Origin of the sequence: Aquimonas voraii (assembly GCF_900101825.1) — a bacterium.
GTDB classification, from domain to species: domain Bacteria; phylum Pseudomonadota; class Gammaproteobacteria; order Xanthomonadales; family Xanthomonadaceae; genus Aquimonas; species Aquimonas voraii.
Genome location: NZ_FNAG01000002.1, coordinates 384,096 through 401,099 on the forward strand (window position 1 = coordinate 384,096; position 17,004 = coordinate 401,099).

The following is a 17,004-nucleotide window of genomic DNA, read 5'->3' on the forward strand; positions in this document are numbered from 1 at the left end:
CGCGCGCCCGGATCATGACAAATCCGTCGCAGGGTGGGGCGCACCGATCAGTAGCAAATTGTGAAGTCGATTCCTGCCGACGGGCGCCTGTCCTGGGGGGCAACCCGCGGATGCGTCTCGTCGTGGCGGCTCAAGCCACGAACTGCAGTCGCGCCAGCTCCGAATACAGACCGCCCTGTGCCATCAACTCCTCGTGCGTGCCGGTGGCCACGATGCGTCCGGCTTCAAGCACGACGATGCGGTCAGCGCGACGCACGGTGGCGAGTCGATGCGCGATGACCAAGGTGGTGCGGCCGCGCATCAGGCGTTCCAGCGCATGCTGGATGGCGCGCTCGCTTTGCGCATCCAGCGCGCTGGTTGCCTCGTCGAGCAGCAGAATGGGCGCGTCCTTGAGCAGGGCGCGGGCGATCACCAGGCGCTGCTGCTGACCGCCCGACAGGCGGACGCCGCGCTCGCCGAGGAAGGTCCGATAGCCCTCGGGCAGGGCGCTCAGGAACTCATGCGCCTCGGCGCTGCGCGCGGCTTCGATGACCTCGGCTTCCGTGGCCTCCAGTCGTCCATAGCGCAGGTTCTCCAGCGCATCGGCGCCGAACAGCAGCGGGTCCTGCGGCACCAGCGCGATGTGCTCGCGCAGCTGCTGCGGGTCGAGCTGGCGCAGGTCGATGCCGTCAACTTCGATGCCGCCCGTTTCGGGATCGTGGAAGCGCAGCAGCAGCTGCAGCACGGTGCTCTTGCCGGCGCCGGAAGGGCCCACCAGGGCCACGGTCTCGCCGGGCTGGATCTCCAGCGAGAACTCGCTGAGGGCAGGCGCATCGGGCCGGCTCGGGTAATGGAAGCCGACGTTCCTGAAGGCGATGTGGCCGCGCAGCGGTGAGGGCAGTCCCTGCGGCGAGGACGGCCCCGTGATCTTCGCCTGTTCCGCCAACAGCTCGTTGATCCGCGCCATGCCGCCGGCGGCGCGCTGGACTTCGGCCCAGACTTCGGTGAGCGCGCCGACCGAGCCGGCGCCGATCACCGCGTACAGCACGAACTGGCTCAGCAGGCCGGCGCTCATGGTGCCGGCGATGACGTCCTTGGCGCCGATCCACAGCACCGCGGTGATCGCGCCGAAGATCAGCACGATCACGGCGGCCGTGAGCCCCGCCTGGGTGCCGATGCGCCGGCGTGCTGCCGACAGTGCGGTGCCCACGGCGCCGGCGAAGCGCTCGGACTCATGCGATTCGCGGGCGTGGCTCTGCACGGTGTGGATGGCATTCAGGGTCTCGCTGGCGCGGGCATTCGCGTCGGCGACACGATCCTGCGCTTCGCGCGAAAGCCTCGACACCCGGCGGCCGAAGAACACGATCGGCAGGATGATCAGCGGGATGCCAATGGCTGCGAAGCCAGCCAGGCGCGGGCTGGTGAGCGCCAGCGCCACGCTGCTGCCGATGAAGGTGACGAAGCTGCGCAGGGCCACCGAGGCGCTGGAGCCGACCACGGTGCGCAGCAACTCGGTGTCGGCGGACAGGCGCGAGACCAGTTCGCCCGAGCGTGTGCGTTCGAAGAACTCGATGTCCAGCCGCAGCAGGCGCGCGTAGAGACTGCGCCGCAGGTCGGCGATGACCTTCTCGCCGAGCAGGCTGACGAAGAAGAAGCGCAGCGCCGTGGCCACCGCCAGCAGGACCGCCACGGCCAGCAGGCCGAGGAACCAGCGATCCACGGCAGCCGCATCCTCGCCTGCGAAGCCGCGGTCGATCATGAAACGCACCGCCACCGGCAGGCTCAGCGTGGCCAGGCTGGACAGGGCCAGCGCGCCCAGCCACAGAGCCACGAGGCCGCGATAGGGGCGCACATAGGGCCAGAGCTGACGCAGCGGGGCGGCGGCGCTGAAGCCGGCGCGCTTGGGTTTGTCGGTGCTCATCCGTGATCGGCGCTGCTGACGAAAGGCGCGAGTGTAGGCCAACACCGCTCCCCGGCGTTCCGGGCGAGTTCGATGCGTGCCGCGGTCTGGCCAGTGACGCGACTCCGTGCGAGAGGCGCCGGCTCAGACGGGGCGGGGCGCGGCCGAGCCTGCGATAATCCGCGCCCTTTCCCACACGGCCGCGGGCCCAAGACCTGCGGCGCCATCAGCGAACCCCATGAGCCGACGCCAGCGCAACCGCGAAATCGAAGCCGAGATCATCGACCTGAGTCACGACGGCCGCGGGGTCGCCAAGCTCGGCGGCAAGACCGCCTTCATCAGTGGCGCGCTCGTGGGCGAGCGCGTGCGCGCCCGCATCCACACCAGCAAGAAGCACTTCGATGAAGGCCACGTGCTGGAAGTGCTGGAGGCCTCGCCGCTGCGTGTCGAGCCGCCATGCCCGCACTTCGAGATCTGCGGCGGCTGTTCGCTGCAGCACCTGAAGGCCGAGGCGCAGATCGAGGCCAAGCAGCACATCCTGCTCGAGAACTTCGAGCGCATCGGCCACGTCCGGCCGCAGAGCGTGCTGCCGCCGCTCACCGACCAGCCCTGGGGCTACCGCCGCAAAGCCCGGCTGGGCGTCAAGTGGGTGCCCGCCAAGGAGCGCGCGATTGTTGGCTTCCGCGAGGCACTGAAGCCCATGTACGTCGCTGACATCCACAGCTGCCGCGTGCTGGTGCCGCAGGTGGGCGAGCGCATCCACGAGCTGTCGGCGCTGATCACGTCGATGGACGCGCGTGAGCGCATTCCCCAGATCGAAGTGGCCGCGGGAGATGACGCGACCGCGCTGGTGGTCCGCCACCTGGATGCGTTGTCCGCCGCCGATACCCAGCGGCTGATCGCGTTCGGCGAGCGCACGGGCCTGATGATCTATCTGCAGCCCGGCGGCAATGACAGCGTGCATGCGCTGTGGCCGGCCGATGCCGCGCTGAGCTTCCGCATCCCAGCGGCTGACGTCGAGCTGGCCTTCCGACCGCTGGACTTCGTGCAAGTGAATGCCGGGATGAACCAGCGGATGATCGCGCGCACCCTGGAGATGCTGGATCCGCAGCCGGGCGAGCGCGTGCTGGATCTGTTCTGCGGGCTGGGCAATTTCACCCTGCCGATCGCGCGGCGCGCGGCGTCCGTGGTGGGCGTGGAAGGCGAGGCCGGGCTGGTCGCACGGGCCCGCGACAACGCCCGCGCCAACGGCATCGGCAACGCCGAGTTCTTTGCCGCCGATCTCAGCCAGGACCTGCGCGGCGAGGCCTGGGTCAAGCAGGGCTTCGACAAGCTGCTGCTGGATCCGCCGCGCACCGGCGCCGACGCCTGCATCCCGCAGCTGCCTCTGGAGGGCGTGCGGCGCATCGTCTACGTCTCCTGCCACCCGGGCTCGCTGGCGCGGGATGCCGGCATCCTGGTGCGCGAGCATGGCTACCGGCTGGTCTCGGCCGGCGTGATGGACATGTTCCCGCATACGGCGCATGTCGAATCCATCGCCCTGTTCGAGCGCTGAGCGATGCTGTTCATCGGTATCGAGGGCCATCAGCTGCGAGCGGACGAAGCGCGTTGGATCGCGCATCCGGCCGTGGCCGGCGTGGTGCTGTTCCGGCGCAACTACGCGGAGCCGGCCCAGCTGCGCGCGCTGAACGCGCAGATCCGCGCGGCCGGTGAAGCGCCGCGGCTTGTTGCGGTGGATCAGGAAGGCGGCCGCGTGCAGCGCTTCATCGAGGGCTTCACCCGCTTGCCGGCGCTGGCGCGCATTGGCGATTGCTTCGCCGATGAGCCTGCGCGCTGCTTGGAACTCGCCAAGCAGCACGCCCGGCTGATGGTGGCCGAGCTGCGCGCCCACGACATCGACCTCAGCTTCGCGCCCGTGGTGGACCTGGGCCGCGGCAACCGCGCCATCGGCGACCGGGCCTTCGCCGCCGACGTCGATGCGGTCTGCGCACTGACCCGCGCCTACGTGCAGGCCATGCAGGCCGCCGGCATGCCGTCCACGCTCAAGCATTTTCCCGGTCATGGCTCGGTGCTCGAGGACACGCATGTCGATGCCGCACTGGATCCGCGCCCCCTCGATCAGCTGATGCGCGAGGACCTGCGACCTTTCGCGGCGGGCATCGAAGCCGGCGCGGCCGCCGTGATGGCGGCGCATGTGCGCTATCCCGCGGTCTGCGAACAGCCGGCTGGCTACTCGCGGCACTGGCTGGGCGAGATCCTGCGCGATGCGCTGGGCTTTCGCGGCGTGGTGTTCAGCGACGACATCGGCATGGCCGCAGCGCATGCTGCGGGCGGCGTGGCGGCGCGCGTGAACGCCCATCTCGATGCCGGCTGTGACGTGGTGCTGGCCTGTCATCCCGAACTGGTCGAGGACGCGATCGCCGCCGTCGAAGCGCGCAGCGGAAGTCTGCGCAATCCGCGCCTCGCCCTGCTGTCGCCGGTCCCGGGGCGCGACTCCGCACCGGAAGCCCTCGCGCAGGCCCGTGCTAACCTCGCCGCCCTCGTTTGAACCGGAGCCGGGCATGAAAACCCCGCCAGCCTTGGCCGAAGCGTTGCCACAGTCCGATCTGCTGTTCGACCGGGCCGCGCTCGAAGCGGCGATCCGCCGCATGGCCGAAGAGATCCGCCGCGACTACGCGCAGGACGCGCGACCGCCGCTGTTCCTCACCGTGATGAACGGCGGCATGCTGTTCGGCGCCCTGTTGGCGCTGGAGCTGGGCTTCGACGTCGAGTTCGATTACCTGCACGCCACCCGCTATCGCGGGGATACCACGGGGCGCGGCGTCGAATGGTTGCGCAAGCCGGCGGTGCCGCTGCTGAAGCGCCGCGTGCTGCTGATCGACGACATCCTCGATGAAGGCCACACGCTGAATGCGGTGATCCGAGCCTGCGAAGCGGAGGGTGCCGCCGACGTGCGCGTGGCCGTGCTGGCGCGCAAAGTCCACGACCGCTGCGTGCCTGGGCTGGTCGGCGACTACGTTGGCGTCGAAGTGCCCGATCGCTATGTGTTCGGTTTCGGCATGGATTACTACGAGCAGGGCCGCAACCTGCCGGGCATCTACGCGTTGCGCGCCTGAGCGTCATCGGGTGGGCCCTGGCCCACCGTGAGCTGCATCCGCGCCCCGGTCAATGAGGCTCGATGGCAGGGCGGCAGCGAATTACCGTTTGCTTGCAACAGGACAATCAAGGGCTGGCTGTGGCGATGGACAACTCCGACATCGTATTGGGCGTGATCGGCGGCACCGGCGTGTATCGCCTGGCCAATCTGGAAGGTGCTGAAGGCGTCGAGCTCGACACGCCCTATGGCAGGCCCTCGGGCCCGGTGCGAGTGGGGCGTCTGGCCGGCTTCCGTGTGGCCTTTCTGGCGCGGCACGGCGAGTCGCACAGCGTGGCTCCGCATCGCATCAACTACCGCGCCAACGTGCACGCCCTGCATCAGCTCGGCGTGCGCCGTCTGCTGGGTATCAATGCGGTGGGCGGTATCGGCGAACGCATGGGCCCGCGGGTGCTCGCGGTGCCGGACCAGATCATCGACTACACCCATGGCCGCCTGGCGAGCTTCTGCGACGTGGAAGGCGCCAAGGTCGAGCATGTCGACTTCACCCATCCCTACACGCCGGCGCTGCGCACGGCCCTGCTGCGCGCTGGGGCGGCGGTGGGCACGCGCCTCGTCGATGGCGGCACCTATGGCTGCACCCAGGGCCCGCGTCTGGAGACCATCGCCGAGATCGCGCGCCTGCGTCGCGACGGCTGCGATCTGGTCGGCATGACCGGCATGCCCGAGGCCGTGCTCGCCCGCGAACTGGGCATCGAGTACGCCAGCCTGTGCCTGGTCGCGAACTGGGCCGCCGGCTGCGGTGACGAGGCCGAGATCACCATGGACGAGGTGATGGCGAATATGGCCGCGGCCACGGAAGCCGTGCCGGGGCTTCTGGCCGCGCTGCTGGCCGAGATGGCCAAGGCCTGAGGGCTTTCCAGGCCGGCGCCGCGGGTCCGCTGTCCCCGAAAGAACCCGAGCTGACCCACGCGCGCTTCTTTCAGGGGCCTGCTTGCAGGCGATCGCAGCCTGCGCCCTGCAGCGACACCCGGGTCGCGAGCACGCTCACTCGTACAAACAGCCGCTCACGCGTGGACTGCGGGCAATGGCGTCGCGCGAGTTCTCATCCTTGACAGCCACAGCGTGCGCGCTTGGCTGGCCTCTCGACCGGAGCGCACTCAGCGCGCCGCGAGGGGCGTGACAGCGCGCTTCGGGCGCACGCGGCCAGAGGGCGTTCGTCCAAGCCAAAGGACTAGATGGGGTGAGCGGCTGAGCGGGCAGGGGGCCGGTGACGTCCGCCGAAGGCAAACCAGCCTTCGTGTGTGGCTTGCGCCGGGCGACGGATGACCAGAGGCTCCGCTCCGAATCCCGAATCCTCAGCCGCCGCGGCGCTGGCGTTCCTTGTCCTTCTCGCGCTCCTCGCGCGGCAGGTTGCCGTAGCGGCTCAGACGGTCACGCAGCTCGACGTCCTGCTTCGGGAAATAGTCGCCTTCGATGCTGGCCAGGCTGTCGCCATTGAAGGTCAGCACGAGATTCTTCACTTCGGGCTCGGAGCCGCGCTGCGACTGCGTGCCGATGTAGTCCCAGCGGTTCGCATGGAAGGGATCGCGAACGGCCGGGCTGCCGAGCAGGGACAACACCTGGCGCTTGCTCATGCCTTCGCGCAACTGGGTGACGTTGCGCTCGTCCAACAGGTTGCCCTGGTAGACGTCGACCTTGTAGAGCACGCCGCAGCCGCTGGCACCGAGGGCAATCAGGAGGGACAGGGCGATCGAGCGCATCGGACAGGCAATCCAGGGGCAAACGGAGGCCCGATGATACACTCCGACGCCCTTCAGGTCGCCCGCTGCCAGGACGGTGCGCGGCCGTATTCAGGCCCCGTTCGCGACCGCGGCGGAGGCCGCAGCCCGCTTCAGGAGACCCCGATGGAATCGCAGGATCTGCGCCGCGCCGGCCTCAAGGTCACCCATCCCCGCATGTGCATCCTCGAGGTGCTGGAAAGCGCCAGCCCGCGCCACATGACGGCCGAGGACATCTACAAGAAGCTGCTCGAGCGTGAGGAAGACATCGGTCTGGCCACGGTCTACCGCGTGCTCACCCAGTTCGAAGCGGCCGGCCTCGTCATGAAGCACAACTTCGAGGGCGGACAGTCGGTGTTCGAGCTCGACCGCGGCCACCACCACGACCACATGGTGGACGTCGATACCGGCAAGGTGATCGAGTTCGTCAGCGAGGAGATCGAGCGACTGCAGCACGAGATCGCCGCCAAGCACGGCTACGAGATCGAGGACCACAGCCTCGTGCTGTATGTGCGGAAGAAGCGCTGAAGAGCTGGGATTGGGGATTCGGGATTCGGGATTAGGCCGAGGGTTGAGCTGATTTGGCGGGGGCGTGCTCCCGCGCTGTCGGGCCGCCCTTTTCCTGCCTTCGGAGGACTCGATCGCGTCTGTGTTCGCGGGTGCTAAGTTGCTGTCGGCTGACCGTCTGCGCTTGGATCTTCCTACCAATTGCTTGTACAGGCCTTCGGGGGCGAGCACTGCTTGAGCCGCCTCCGAGGCGCGTCAACGCGCGCAAAGCCTCGCTGTGGTCCTCTCTCTGCTGCGCCGGCCCGATGAAGCCGATCCTCGGTGGCTCGACGCCAGCGCTACCGTCGGTCCAATCCCGAATCCCGAATCCCCAATCCCGGCCTTTCAACCATCTGCCGCGCATGCGCCAGCGTGGTCTCGGTGATCTCGACGCCGCCCAGCATGCGCGCGATTTCCTCCACGCGCTGTTCGCTTGAAAGGCGGGTCGGTGCGCTGACGGTGACGCCGTCCCGCTCGCCCTTGCGCACCGAATAGTGGTGATGGCCCTGGGCGGCGACCTGGGGCAGGTGGGTGACGCACAGCACCTGGCGTTCCGCGCCCAGCGCGCGCAGCTTCTGGCCGACGATCTCGGCGACCGCGCCGCCAATGCCGGTGTCGACCTCGTCGAACACCATCGTCGGCGTGGGGTCGACGCCCAGGGTGGCGACTTCGATGGCGAGACTGATGCGCGAGAGTTCGCCGCCCGAAGCCGTGCGCCGGAGCGGCTTGGCCGGCTGGCCGGCGTTGGCGGCCACGAGGAACTCGACGCGTTCGGCGCCCAGTGGCGAGGGCTCGCCTCCGGGCGGGGTTTCGATCTGGATTTCCAGCCGCCCGCCTGCCATGCCCAACTCGGACATCAGCGCGGATACGTCATTCGACAGCGTTTGGGCTGCCTTCGCGCGCAGCGCGCTGAGCGTGGCTGCGGCCTTCGACCAGTCTGCTGCGATCGCCTGCAGCTTCGCCTCGATCTTCGCCAGCGCACCGCCGGCCTCTTCCAGCTCCTCGATCTCGCGGGCGATGCCTTCTGCACAGGTCTTGAGCTCGGCCGGGTCGACGCGATGGCGGCGCCCCAGCTCGTGCAGCCGGGTGAGCTTGCTTTCGATTTCCTGAAGGCGTGCGGGATCGAGCTCCAGGCTGTCCTGCACCTGGGTCACCAGGGCGCCGGCCTCGCTCGCCTGGATGGCCGCGGACTCCAGCAGTTCGGCGGCCTCGCGCAGCCGCGGCTCGTCCTCGCCGAAGCGGGCGAGGTCGGCGCCGGTCTGGCGCAGGCTGCGGGTCAGGTCGAAGCCGTCCTCACCCTCGATGCGGGCCACCGCGCGCGCGCAGGCTTCGATCAGGCTGCTGGCATTCGACAGACGGCGATGGCTCTGGATCAGCTCGGCGTAGGCCTGCGGGCTCAGGGCCTCGGCCTCGAGTTCGCCGAGCTGGTGGCGCAGCAGTTCGAGGCGCGGGCCGGGGTCGGTCGCAGCGCCGGCGATCTGCTCGCGGCGGCGCTTCAGCTGCGCGTATTCCTGAGCCAGCGCGCGCACCGGCTGCAGGGCCTCCTGGGCGCGCGCGAAACCATCGAGCAGCCCCAGCTGCTGGGTGCGATCGAGCAGGGCCTGGTGCTCATGCTGGCCGTGGATCTCGACCAGATGCGCGGTCAGCTCGCTGATCTGTCCGACGGTGGCCGGGCGGCCATTGATCCAGGCCTTGGAGCCGCCGTCCGCGCGGACGATGCGGCGCACCTCGCAGGCCTCGTCCTCGTCGAGTTCCTGCTCGCGCAGCCACGCAATCGCAGGGCTGTCGGGCGGCAACCGGAAAGTGGCCGACAGCTCGGCGCGTTCGGCGCCATGGCGCACCATCCCGGCATCGGCACGGGCGCCGGTCAGCAGCAGCAGAGCGTCCACCAGCAGAGACTTGCCGGCGCCGGTCTCGCCCGAGATCACGGTCAGGCCGCCTTCGAGCTGCAGCTCGACCGCGCTGACGATGGCGAAATCCTTGACGAACAGCGTGCTGAGCATGCGGGCATCCGATTCTGGTTCGCGTGGCGGCTGCGCGGGCGCGATGCCGGGCGGCAGGAGCGCCGAACCGCGCGAGGGCGCGAACGCTAGCATGCAGGCTGCAGGCAGCCAACTCGATGAAGACGTCCGTCAAGACCGCGCGGGGCTTGCCTGTGCCGTCGCGAGGCCTTATCTATTCCAGCGATGAGCCGACCCGCCCACCCGCTTGACCCCCGCCACCTGGACGCCCGCGCCCGCGGCCTGCTGCGCGCCCTGATCGCGCAGTACATCCGCGAAGGCGAGCCGGTCGGTTCGCGCACCCTCGCCAAGCATGCCGGCCTCGACATCAGCCCGGCGACCATTCGCAACGTGATGGCCGATCTCGAGGACATCGGACTGGTGGCGACTCCGCACACGTCCGCTGGCCGTGTGCCCACCGCACAGGGTTACCGGCTGTTCGTCGACAGTCTGCTGCAGGTGAAGCCGCTCGACCCCGGCGAGATGGATCGCCTGCGACGCGGTCTGCAGCCGCAGCTTGGCACGCAGGGCCTGTTGAACAACGTGTCCGAGCTGCTGTCGGCGGCCACGCATTTCGTTGGCATGGTGACGGTGCCCAAGCGCGAGCAGTTCGCCTTCCGCCACATCGACTTCGTGCCGCTGGATGGCAACCGGATCCTGGTGATCCTGGTGTTCACCGACAACGAAGTGCAGAACCGCATCCTGCACACGCGCCGGCCCTACAGCGCGTCGGAGCTGGAGCAGACCGCCAATTACCTGAACGCCCATTTCGCCGGGCGTGCGCTTGCCGAGGTGCGCGCCCAGCTGGTCCGCGAGTTGAAGGACACCCGCCATGCGATGGACAGCATCCTGTCCGCGGCAGTGGAGGTCGCCGAGGGTGCCTTCGGCGGCTCGGGCGCGGTTGAGGACGTTCTCGTTGCCGGTCAGACCCGGCTGATGGGCGTGCAGGACCTGTCCGATCTCGACCGCCTGCGTGAGCTGTTCGAGGCCTTTTCGCGCAAGCGCGAGCTGCTGCAGCTGCTGGAAGGCTGCGCCACCGCGCAGGGCGTGCGCCTGTTCATCGGCGAGGAGTCGGGCGTGGCCCCGTTCGGCGGCTGCAGCCTGGTGACGGCGCCCTATGGCGCTGACGGCAAGGTGCTGGGCGTGCTCGGCGTGATCGGCCCGACCCGCATGGCCTACGAGCGGGTGATCCCGATGGTGCAGGCCACCGCCGAAGTGCTGGGCGCGGCCTTGAATCGGGCGCAGCAGGCCCAATAAACGCCCCGCCACGGGGTGAAGCATGCACGCCCTTCACGCTGCGCCCGGCGGCGCGGTCGGCTTTGCCCCTCCCGTTTTCCCGTTTGCAAGGAGTCGCCATGAGTCAGGAACCCCAGCCCGTCGCGGGTCAGGAACACGCGGAACCGCAGAGCGAAGTCGAGCTGCTGTCGGCCCGCATCGATGAGCTGCAGATGGCCCTGATGATGGTGCGCGAGGAGCAGCTGCGCGAACGCGCGGACCTCGAGAATCAGCGCAAGCGCATGCTGCGCGACGTCGAGCATGCGCGGAAGTTTGCCAACGAGCGCCTGCTGGGCGACCTGCTGCCGGTGCTGGACGCGCTGGAGCGCGGCATCGAGACCGCGGGCAACGATTCGGCGGTGGCGGAAGGCCTGAAGCTGACCCAGCGTGAGCTGCTGAAGGTGGCCGAGAGCAACGGGCTCAAGCAGCTCGACCCGGCCGGAGAGCCTTTCAACCCGGAGCACCACCAGGCGGTCAGCGCCCAGCCCAGCGCCGAGCATGGCTCGGGCACGGTGCTGCAGGTCTTCCAGAAGGGCTATCTGCTGAACGAGCGCCTGCTGCGGCCCGCCATGGTCGTGGTGTCGCAGTAAGCAGCGTATTCGAACGCGGCACCTGCAGCACGGCGGAACCCGCCGCTTGAAACCTGCAGCGCACCGCCCCATGTAGCGAGCCAGTGAAGGCCTGGCGCCCAGGCCACGCAAAGAACCTTAGAGGAGCACACCCCATGGGCAAGATCATCGGTATCGACCTCGGCACCACCAACTCCTGCGTGGCGGTCATGGAAGGCGGCCAGGCCAAGGTCATCGAAAACTCGGAGGGCGATCGCACCACGCCCTCCATCGTCGCCTTCACCAAGGACGGCGAAACCTTGGTTGGCGCCTCGGCCAAGCGCCAGGGCGTGACCAACCCGAAGAACACCTTTTATGCGGTGAAGCGCCTGATCGGCCGCAAGTTCACTGACGCCGAAGTGAAGAAGGACATCGATCTGGTGCCCTACGGCATCGTCGCCCACGAGAACGGCGACGCCTGGGTGGCGACGGCCGACGGCAAGAAGATGGCGCCGCCGCAGATCAGCGCGGAAGTGCTGGCCAAGATGAAGAAGACCGCCGAGGACTACCTGGGCGAGAAGGTCACCGAGGCCGTGATCACGGTGCCGGCCTACTTCAACGACAGCCAGCGCCAGGCCACCAAGGACGCCGGCAAGATCGCCGGCCTCGAGGTCAAGCGCATCATCAACGAACCGACCGCGGCCGCCTTGGCCTATGGCCTCGACAAGAAGGGCGGCGACCGCAAGATCGCCGTGTACGACTTGGGCGGCGGCACCTTCGACGTGTCGATCATCGAGATCGCCGAAGTCGACGGCGAGAAGCAGTTCGAAGTGCTGGCTACCAACGGCGACACCTTCCTCGGTGGCGAAGACTTCGACATGCGCGTCATCGACTACCTGGTCGAGGAGTTCCAGAAGGACCAGGGCATCGACCTGCGCAAGGATCCGCTGGCCCTGCAGCGCCTGAAGGACGCTGCCGAGCGCGCCAAGATCGAGCTGTCGTCGAGCCAGCAGACCGAAGTGAACCTGCCCTACATCACGGCGGACGCCTCTGGCCCGAAGCACCTCAGCATCAAGCTGACGCGCGCAAAACTTGAGGCGCTGGTCGATGATCTGGTCAAGCGCACCATCGAGCCCTGCAAGATCGCACTGAAGGATGCCGGCCTGCGCATGAGCGACATCAGCGAGGTCATCCTGGTCGGCGGCCAGACCCGCATGCCCAAGGTGCAGGCGGCGGTGACCGAGTTCTTCGGCAAGGAGCCGCGCAAGGACGTCAACCCCGACGAGGCGGTGGCCATCGGTGCGGCGGTGCAGGGCGGCGTGCTGTCGGGTTCGGTCAAGGACGTGCTGCTGCTCGACGTGACCCCGCTGAGCCTGGGCATCGAAACCCTGGGCGGCGTGTTCACCAAGCTGATCGAGAAGAACACCACGGTGCCGACCAAGGCCTCGCAGGTGTTCAGCACCGCCGAGGACAACCAGACCGCGGTGACCGTGCACGTGCTGCAGGGTGAGCGCGAACAGGCCCGCTACAACAAGTCGCTGGCCAAGTTCGATCTGACTGGTATCGAGGCAGCACCGCGCGGCATGCCGCAGGTCGAAGTCAGCTTTGACATCGACGCCAACGGCATCCTGCACGTCAGCGCCAAGGACAAGAAGACCGGCAAGGAGCAGCGCGTCGAGATCAAGGCGGGCTCGGGCCTGTCCGAGGACGAGATCGCGCGCATGGTCGCCGACGCCGAAGCCAATCGCGAAGAGGACAAGAAGTTCCACGAGCTGGTCGGCGCCCGCAACCAGGCCGACGCCCTGATCCACTCGACCCGCGCGGCCATCAAGGAGCACGGCGACAAGGTCGGCGGTGAGGCCATCGGTCGCATCGAGTCCGCGCTGTCGGATCTCGAGAAGGCCATGAAGAGCGACGACAAGGGCCAGATCGAGGCCAAGACCAAGGCGCTGGAGGAAGCCGCGCAGCCGCTGGCGGCCGCCGCAGCCGGTCAGGCCGGCCCGGGCCCGCAGGCACAGGCCGGCGGTTCGGCACCCAACGACGATGTGGTCGACGCCGAGTTCACCGAGGTCAAGGACGACAAGAAGTGAGTCCGGGATTGGGGATTGGGGATTCGGGATTCGCAAGAGACCGTGATTCCCAACCCTAGAGGCTGGATCGAGGCCGCGGCGTTAGCTGCGGCCTCTCCGTTCAACGCAGCACGAATCCCGAATCCCGAATCCCATGTCAAAGCGTGACTACTACCAGGTGCTCGGCGTCGAACGCAGCGCCTCCGACGAAGACCTGAAGAAGGCTTACCGTCGCTTGGCGATGAAGTTCCATCCGGATCGCAATCCGGACGACAAGGAGGCCGAGGCCAAGTTCAAGGAGGCCAAGGAGGCCTACGAGGTGCTGGCCGATGCGCAGAAGCGCCGGCTCTACGACCAGCATGGCCACGCCGCCTTCGAAGGTGGCATGGGGGGCGGGCGCGGCGGTCCCGGCGGTGTCGACATGGGCGACATCTTCGGCGACATCTTTGGCGACATCTTCGGTGGCGGCCGCGGGCGCGGTCCGCGTCGCGGTGCCGACCTGCGCTATGTGGTCGATCTGGATCTCGAAGAGGCGGTGGGCGGCGTCGAGAAGGAAATCGAGATTCCCACCGTCGTGGCTTGCCGTGTCTGCGACGGCAGCGGCTCGGCCGACAGTGAGGTCGAAACCTGCCGCACCTGCGGCGGCCACGGCCGCGTGCGCATGCAGCAGGGCATCTTCAGCATCCAGCAGACCTGCCCGCACTGCGCGGGCAGCGGCAAGACCATCAAGAACCCCTGCAAGACCTGCCATGGCGCGGGTCGCATCGAATCCGAGAAGACCCTGGCGGTGAAGATTCCCGCCGGCGTCGACACCGGCGATCGCATCCGTCTGGCGGGCGAGGGTGAGGCCGGCCCCGCCGGCGCGCCGGCCGGTGACCTCTACGTGGAAGTGCGTGTGCGCGAGCACGAGATCTTCCAGCGCGACGGCGACGATCTGTACTGCGAGGTGCCGATCCGCTTCAGTCAGGCGGCACTGGGGGCCGAGCTGGCCGTGCCGACGCTCGATGGTGAGGCAGTGGTCAAGATCCCCGCCGAAACCCAGACCGGCAAGGTCTTCCGACTGCGCGGCAAGGGCGTCAAATCGGTGCGCAGCCATTCCAAGGGCGATCTGCTGTGCAGGGTGGTGGTCGAGACCCCGGTCAAGCTCACCAAGCGGCAGAAGGAGCTGCTGGAGGAGTTCGAGCAGACCTTCGAAGGCGCCGATGCCCAGGCGCATTCGCCTCGTGCCAGCTCCTGGCTGGACGGGGTCAAGAGCTTCTTCGAGCGGATGACCGGCTGATGCCTGACGAGGCCTACCGGGGCAGCTGCCTGTGTGGGGCGGTGGCGGTGGAAGTGCTTGGTGGCATCAGCGACATCATCCACTGTCACTGTTCGCGCTGTCGCAAGGCGAGCGGCACGGCCTTCGCCACCAACGGTTTCATCCGCGCTGACGGATTCCGGATCGTGAAAGGCGAGACCGAGCTGCGCCGCTTCGAGTCCGCTCCCGGCAAGCATCGGCATTTCTGTGGTCGCTGCGGATCGCCCGTGTTCAGCGCCAACGCCGCCGATCCGGAGCGCTTGAGGATCCGGCTCGGGATTCTCGACAGCGCCATCAGCGAACGCCCGATCTCGCACAACTTTGTCAGCTCGCGCGCCTGCTGGGACGATCTGGATGCCCGGCTCCCGCGCTACGAGGCCTACGAGCCCTCGCGCACGGCGAGCTGAGCGTGCGCGCGATCGGCGGGTACGCATCGAGTCCGTAGACGGGCCGACCCTGCCGTGCGTCCATCGCCGCCCGTGTGACAGGGCCTTTGCCTCGGCAGGGGCCGTCGCTCCGCATCGGATCGAGAGATCCGAGGCGAATGGCGCGGAGATCTTCCGGAGAGCGCTGCGCGCGTCCCGCGTGGTGCCTCAGAAAACGCAGACCTTCCTCTCGCGAGGTTGCGCGCTCTTCTAGCCGCCGTCGATCGGGTCCGATCCGTCGAGGCGGAGGAAGCGCATGCGCCAGTTGGTTTCCCAGCTTTGCCCGCCGTCCGCGGAGAACGCCTGTTCCCAGAGCGGGCCGCCGGGATCCCGTGGCAGCCAGCGGAAGCGCACCCGTATGGCGCGCCCGTCCAGTCGATCCTCCGCGAAGAACAGGCCCTCGTCGCCCGCGAAGCCGCCGCGCACCGGAACGTCGAGCTGGCTGGGCTGGCGGCCATCCAGCCACCAGATCGACCACTGCCGAGTGTGGGGATCGAAGCTGCGCAAGGACACCGCGCGGTAGGGGCCGGCCGGCAGCTCCAGATGGTTGTCGTCGACGTTGCCGAATCCGCCCAGCAGCGGCCGCGCTTCGCAGTGCCCTGCGAACACCTGCCAGTCGCTGGCGCCGGCGAGGCGCGTCTGCAGGCGGTGGTGCTCGACCCGCCAGCGGCCGATCAGGAAGTCGAAGTCGGAAGGCGTGCCGACGGGCGCAGCGGGGGCTGAATGGAGGGTCATGGCGAGAGTCCGGTGAGTGGGGGCGAGGGCTGGATGGCACCGGGGGCTCCGATCTGCGATGCGCCCTGGCGCGAGCGCTCAAGGACCCCGGTGAACGACAGTCTCCGCGCCATACCTGCCAGGATGTGTCATGTTTTAAGCCGGCTCCTGTCCGGGAAGTTGGCCATGCGTGCCAGTCGCCTGCTGTCAATCCAGATGCTGCTGCAGGCGCGCGGGCGCATCAGCGCGGTCGAGCTGGCTGCGCGGCTCGAAGTGTCCGTGCGCACCCTGTACCGCGACGTCGACGAGCTGAGTGCCGCCGGTGTGCCGATCTACGCCCAGCGCGGCCGCCACGGAGGCTTCGAGCTTGCTCCCGGCTGGCAGACCCGCCTGACCGGGCTCACCGAGGCGGAGTCGCAGACGGTGCTGCTGGCGGGTCTGGCGGCGCCGGCCGCCGAACTCGGGCTTGCGGGTGCGGTGGCGGCGGCGCGAGGGAAATTGCTCGGCGCCCTGCCGGGCGCGGCCCGCGCGGAAGCGCTCAGAGTGAGTGACCGCCTGCATCTGGACCCACTCGACTGGTATCGCGCGCCAACGCCGGCGCCGCTGCTGCGCGTGGTCGCCGCGGCGCTGTGGAAGGACCGGGCGCTGCGGATCGACTACGTCAGCTGGCGGAAGCGATCCGAACGCCTGGTGCATCCCTTGGGGCTGGTGACCAAGGCCGGCCACTGGTACTTGGTTGCCCTGCTGAACGGTCGTGCCAGCACCTTCAAAGTGGCAGGCATCGTCAGCGCCACCGAGCTTGCGATCGAGTCGAAGCGGCCGCGAGGATTCGTGCTGTCCGACTATTGGCGAGAATCGGTGCAGCGTTTCGAGCGCGAGCTGTATGCCGGGCACGCAAGCGTAAGGGCGAGCCCCAAGGGCCTGCAGGCGCTGGCAGAGCTGAACAGTGCCTGCGCCGCTGCGGTGGGGCGTGCGAGCCCGCGCGAACGCCGCGGCGGAATGTGGAGACTGCAGATCCCGATCGAGGGCGTCGAACGGGCCAGTATTCAACTGTTGGCGCTCGCACCGGAGGTCGAAGTGCTGGGTCCGCCCGATCTTCGGACGCGCATACACGAGCGCTTGGCGGCAGCGGACAGGCTTTATCGTGGCGACGTCGCGCGATCCACACGACGCCGCAGGGCGGATCCGGGAGTCACGTCGCAAGCCTGAGCTGACTGATTCCGGACAGTCGACTGTCCACGGCTGAACAGTGCGCGCGCTCCGACGCGGGAGAAGCGCTCGCTGCGCGGCGTTCTCCTGGTTGGCACGTTGCGTGCTGTGGCTGCTCCTGTCGGCCTACAGGGTCGTGAACGCCTTCTGGACCGGTGCAACTCATC

The 17,004-nt window shown here is 68.4% G+C and carries 14 protein-coding genes and 1 pseudogene; 11 read left to right on the forward strand and 4 right to left on the reverse strand.

The features are described from left to right. Positions 1–130: 130 nt before the first annotated feature. Positions 131–1,900, reverse strand: coding sequence for an ABC transporter transmembrane domain-containing protein (locus tag BLP83_RS06280; RefSeq protein WP_091240228.1), 1,770 nt, complete (start codon positions 1,898–1,900; stop codon positions 131–133). A 217-nt stretch (positions 1,901–2,117) separates the two neighbouring features. On the opposite strand from BLP83_RS06280, the gene rlmD reads away from it, so the two are divergent. The 4 genes and pseudogenes from rlmD (at position 2,118) to BLP83_RS06300 (ending at position 5,885) form a co-directional block, all read left to right on the forward strand. Next, the gene (gene rlmD, locus BLP83_RS06285; protein WP_091240232.1) at positions 2,118–3,434 is read left to right on the forward strand and encodes a 23S rRNA (uracil(1939)-C(5))-methyltransferase RlmD; all 1,317 of its coding nucleotides are present in this window, start codon (positions 2,118–2,120) and stop codon (positions 3,432–3,434) included. Positions 3,435–3,437: 3 nt separating this feature from the next. Next, positions 3,438–4,316, forward strand: a pseudogene (gene nagZ, locus BLP83_RS06290) (beta-N-acetylhexosaminidase); the annotation flags it as partial. A gap of 124 nt (positions 4,317–4,440) precedes the next feature. Beyond that, on the forward strand, positions 4,441–4,995 hold the full coding sequence (locus BLP83_RS06295) for a hypoxanthine-guanine phosphoribosyltransferase (protein ID WP_091240237.1): 555 nt from the start codon (positions 4,441–4,443) through the stop codon (positions 4,993–4,995). Between the two features lie 125 nt (positions 4,996–5,120). Beyond that, the gene (locus tag BLP83_RS06300; RefSeq protein ID WP_091240240.1) at positions 5,121–5,885 is read left to right on the forward strand and encodes an S-methyl-5'-thioinosine phosphorylase; all 765 of its coding nucleotides are present in this window, start codon (positions 5,121–5,123) and stop codon (positions 5,883–5,885) included. Positions 5,886–6,331: 446 nt separating this feature from the next. Here the strand turns inward: BLP83_RS06300 and BLP83_RS06305 are convergent, their stop codons facing one another. Further along, positions 6,332–6,736, reverse strand: a complete 405-nt coding sequence (locus BLP83_RS06305; protein WP_091240242.1) for an outer membrane protein assembly factor BamE — start codon at positions 6,734–6,736, stop codon at positions 6,332–6,334. A 144-nt stretch (positions 6,737–6,880) separates the two neighbouring features. Between BLP83_RS06305 and fur the strand changes: the two genes are divergently transcribed. Then, positions 6,881–7,282 (forward strand): ferric iron uptake transcriptional regulator, encoded by a 402-nt coding sequence (gene fur / locus BLP83_RS06310; RefSeq protein WP_091240245.1) that lies wholly within the window; start codon positions 6,881–6,883, stop codon positions 7,280–7,282. Positions 7,283–7,599: 317 nt separating this feature from the next. Here fur and recN read toward each other — a convergent pair whose 3' ends face one another. After that, positions 7,600–9,303 (reverse strand): DNA repair protein RecN, encoded by a 1,704-nt coding sequence (gene recN / locus BLP83_RS06315; protein ID WP_091240895.1) that lies wholly within the window; start codon positions 9,301–9,303, stop codon positions 7,600–7,602. Positions 9,304–9,486: 183 nt separating this feature from the next. On the opposite strand from recN, the gene hrcA reads away from it, so the two are divergent. The 5 genes from hrcA to BLP83_RS06340 all read left to right on the forward strand — a co-directional run bounded on the left by hrcA (position 9,487) and on the right by BLP83_RS06340 (position 14,896). Beyond that, the gene (hrcA, locus tag BLP83_RS06320; RefSeq protein ID WP_091240246.1) at positions 9,487–10,557 is read left to right on the forward strand and encodes a heat-inducible transcriptional repressor HrcA; all 1,071 of its coding nucleotides are present in this window, start codon (positions 9,487–9,489) and stop codon (positions 10,555–10,557) included. Between the two features lie 98 nt (positions 10,558–10,655). Beyond that, complete coding sequence (gene grpE, locus BLP83_RS06325; RefSeq protein ID WP_091240249.1) at positions 10,656–11,165, forward strand: nucleotide exchange factor GrpE; 510 nt, start codon at positions 10,656–10,658, stop codon at positions 11,163–11,165. A 134-nt stretch (positions 11,166–11,299) separates the two neighbouring features. Continuing rightward, the gene (dnaK, locus tag BLP83_RS06330) at positions 11,300–13,213 is read left to right on the forward strand and encodes a molecular chaperone DnaK (RefSeq protein ID WP_091240251.1); all 1,914 of its coding nucleotides are present in this window, start codon (positions 11,300–11,302) and stop codon (positions 13,211–13,213) included. 133 nt (positions 13,214–13,346) lie between these two features. Next, on the forward strand, positions 13,347–14,471 hold the full coding sequence (dnaJ, locus tag BLP83_RS06335; RefSeq protein WP_091240253.1) for a molecular chaperone DnaJ: 1,125 nt from the start codon (positions 13,347–13,349) through the stop codon (positions 14,469–14,471). After that, the gene (locus BLP83_RS06340; protein WP_091240259.1) at positions 14,471–14,896 is read left to right on the forward strand and encodes a GFA family protein; all 426 of its coding nucleotides are present in this window, start codon (positions 14,471–14,473) and stop codon (positions 14,894–14,896) included. The genes dnaJ and BLP83_RS06340 overlap by 1 nt, the downstream gene beginning before the upstream one ends. 228 nt (positions 14,897–15,124) lie before the next feature. Here BLP83_RS06340 and BLP83_RS06345 read toward each other — a convergent pair whose 3' ends face one another. Continuing rightward, complete coding sequence (locus BLP83_RS06345; protein WP_091240262.1) at positions 15,125–15,649, reverse strand: DUF1579 domain-containing protein; 525 nt, start codon at positions 15,647–15,649, stop codon at positions 15,125–15,127. Between the two features lie 165 nt (positions 15,650–15,814). Here BLP83_RS06345 and BLP83_RS06350 point away from each other — a divergent pair, with 165 nt between their 5' ends. Further along, positions 15,815–16,837: a helix-turn-helix transcriptional regulator gene (locus BLP83_RS06350; protein WP_091240266.1), complete on the forward strand. Its 1,023-nt coding sequence runs from the start codon at positions 15,815–15,817 to the stop codon at positions 16,835–16,837. The last annotated feature ends 167 nt before the right edge of the window (positions 16,838–17,004 follow it).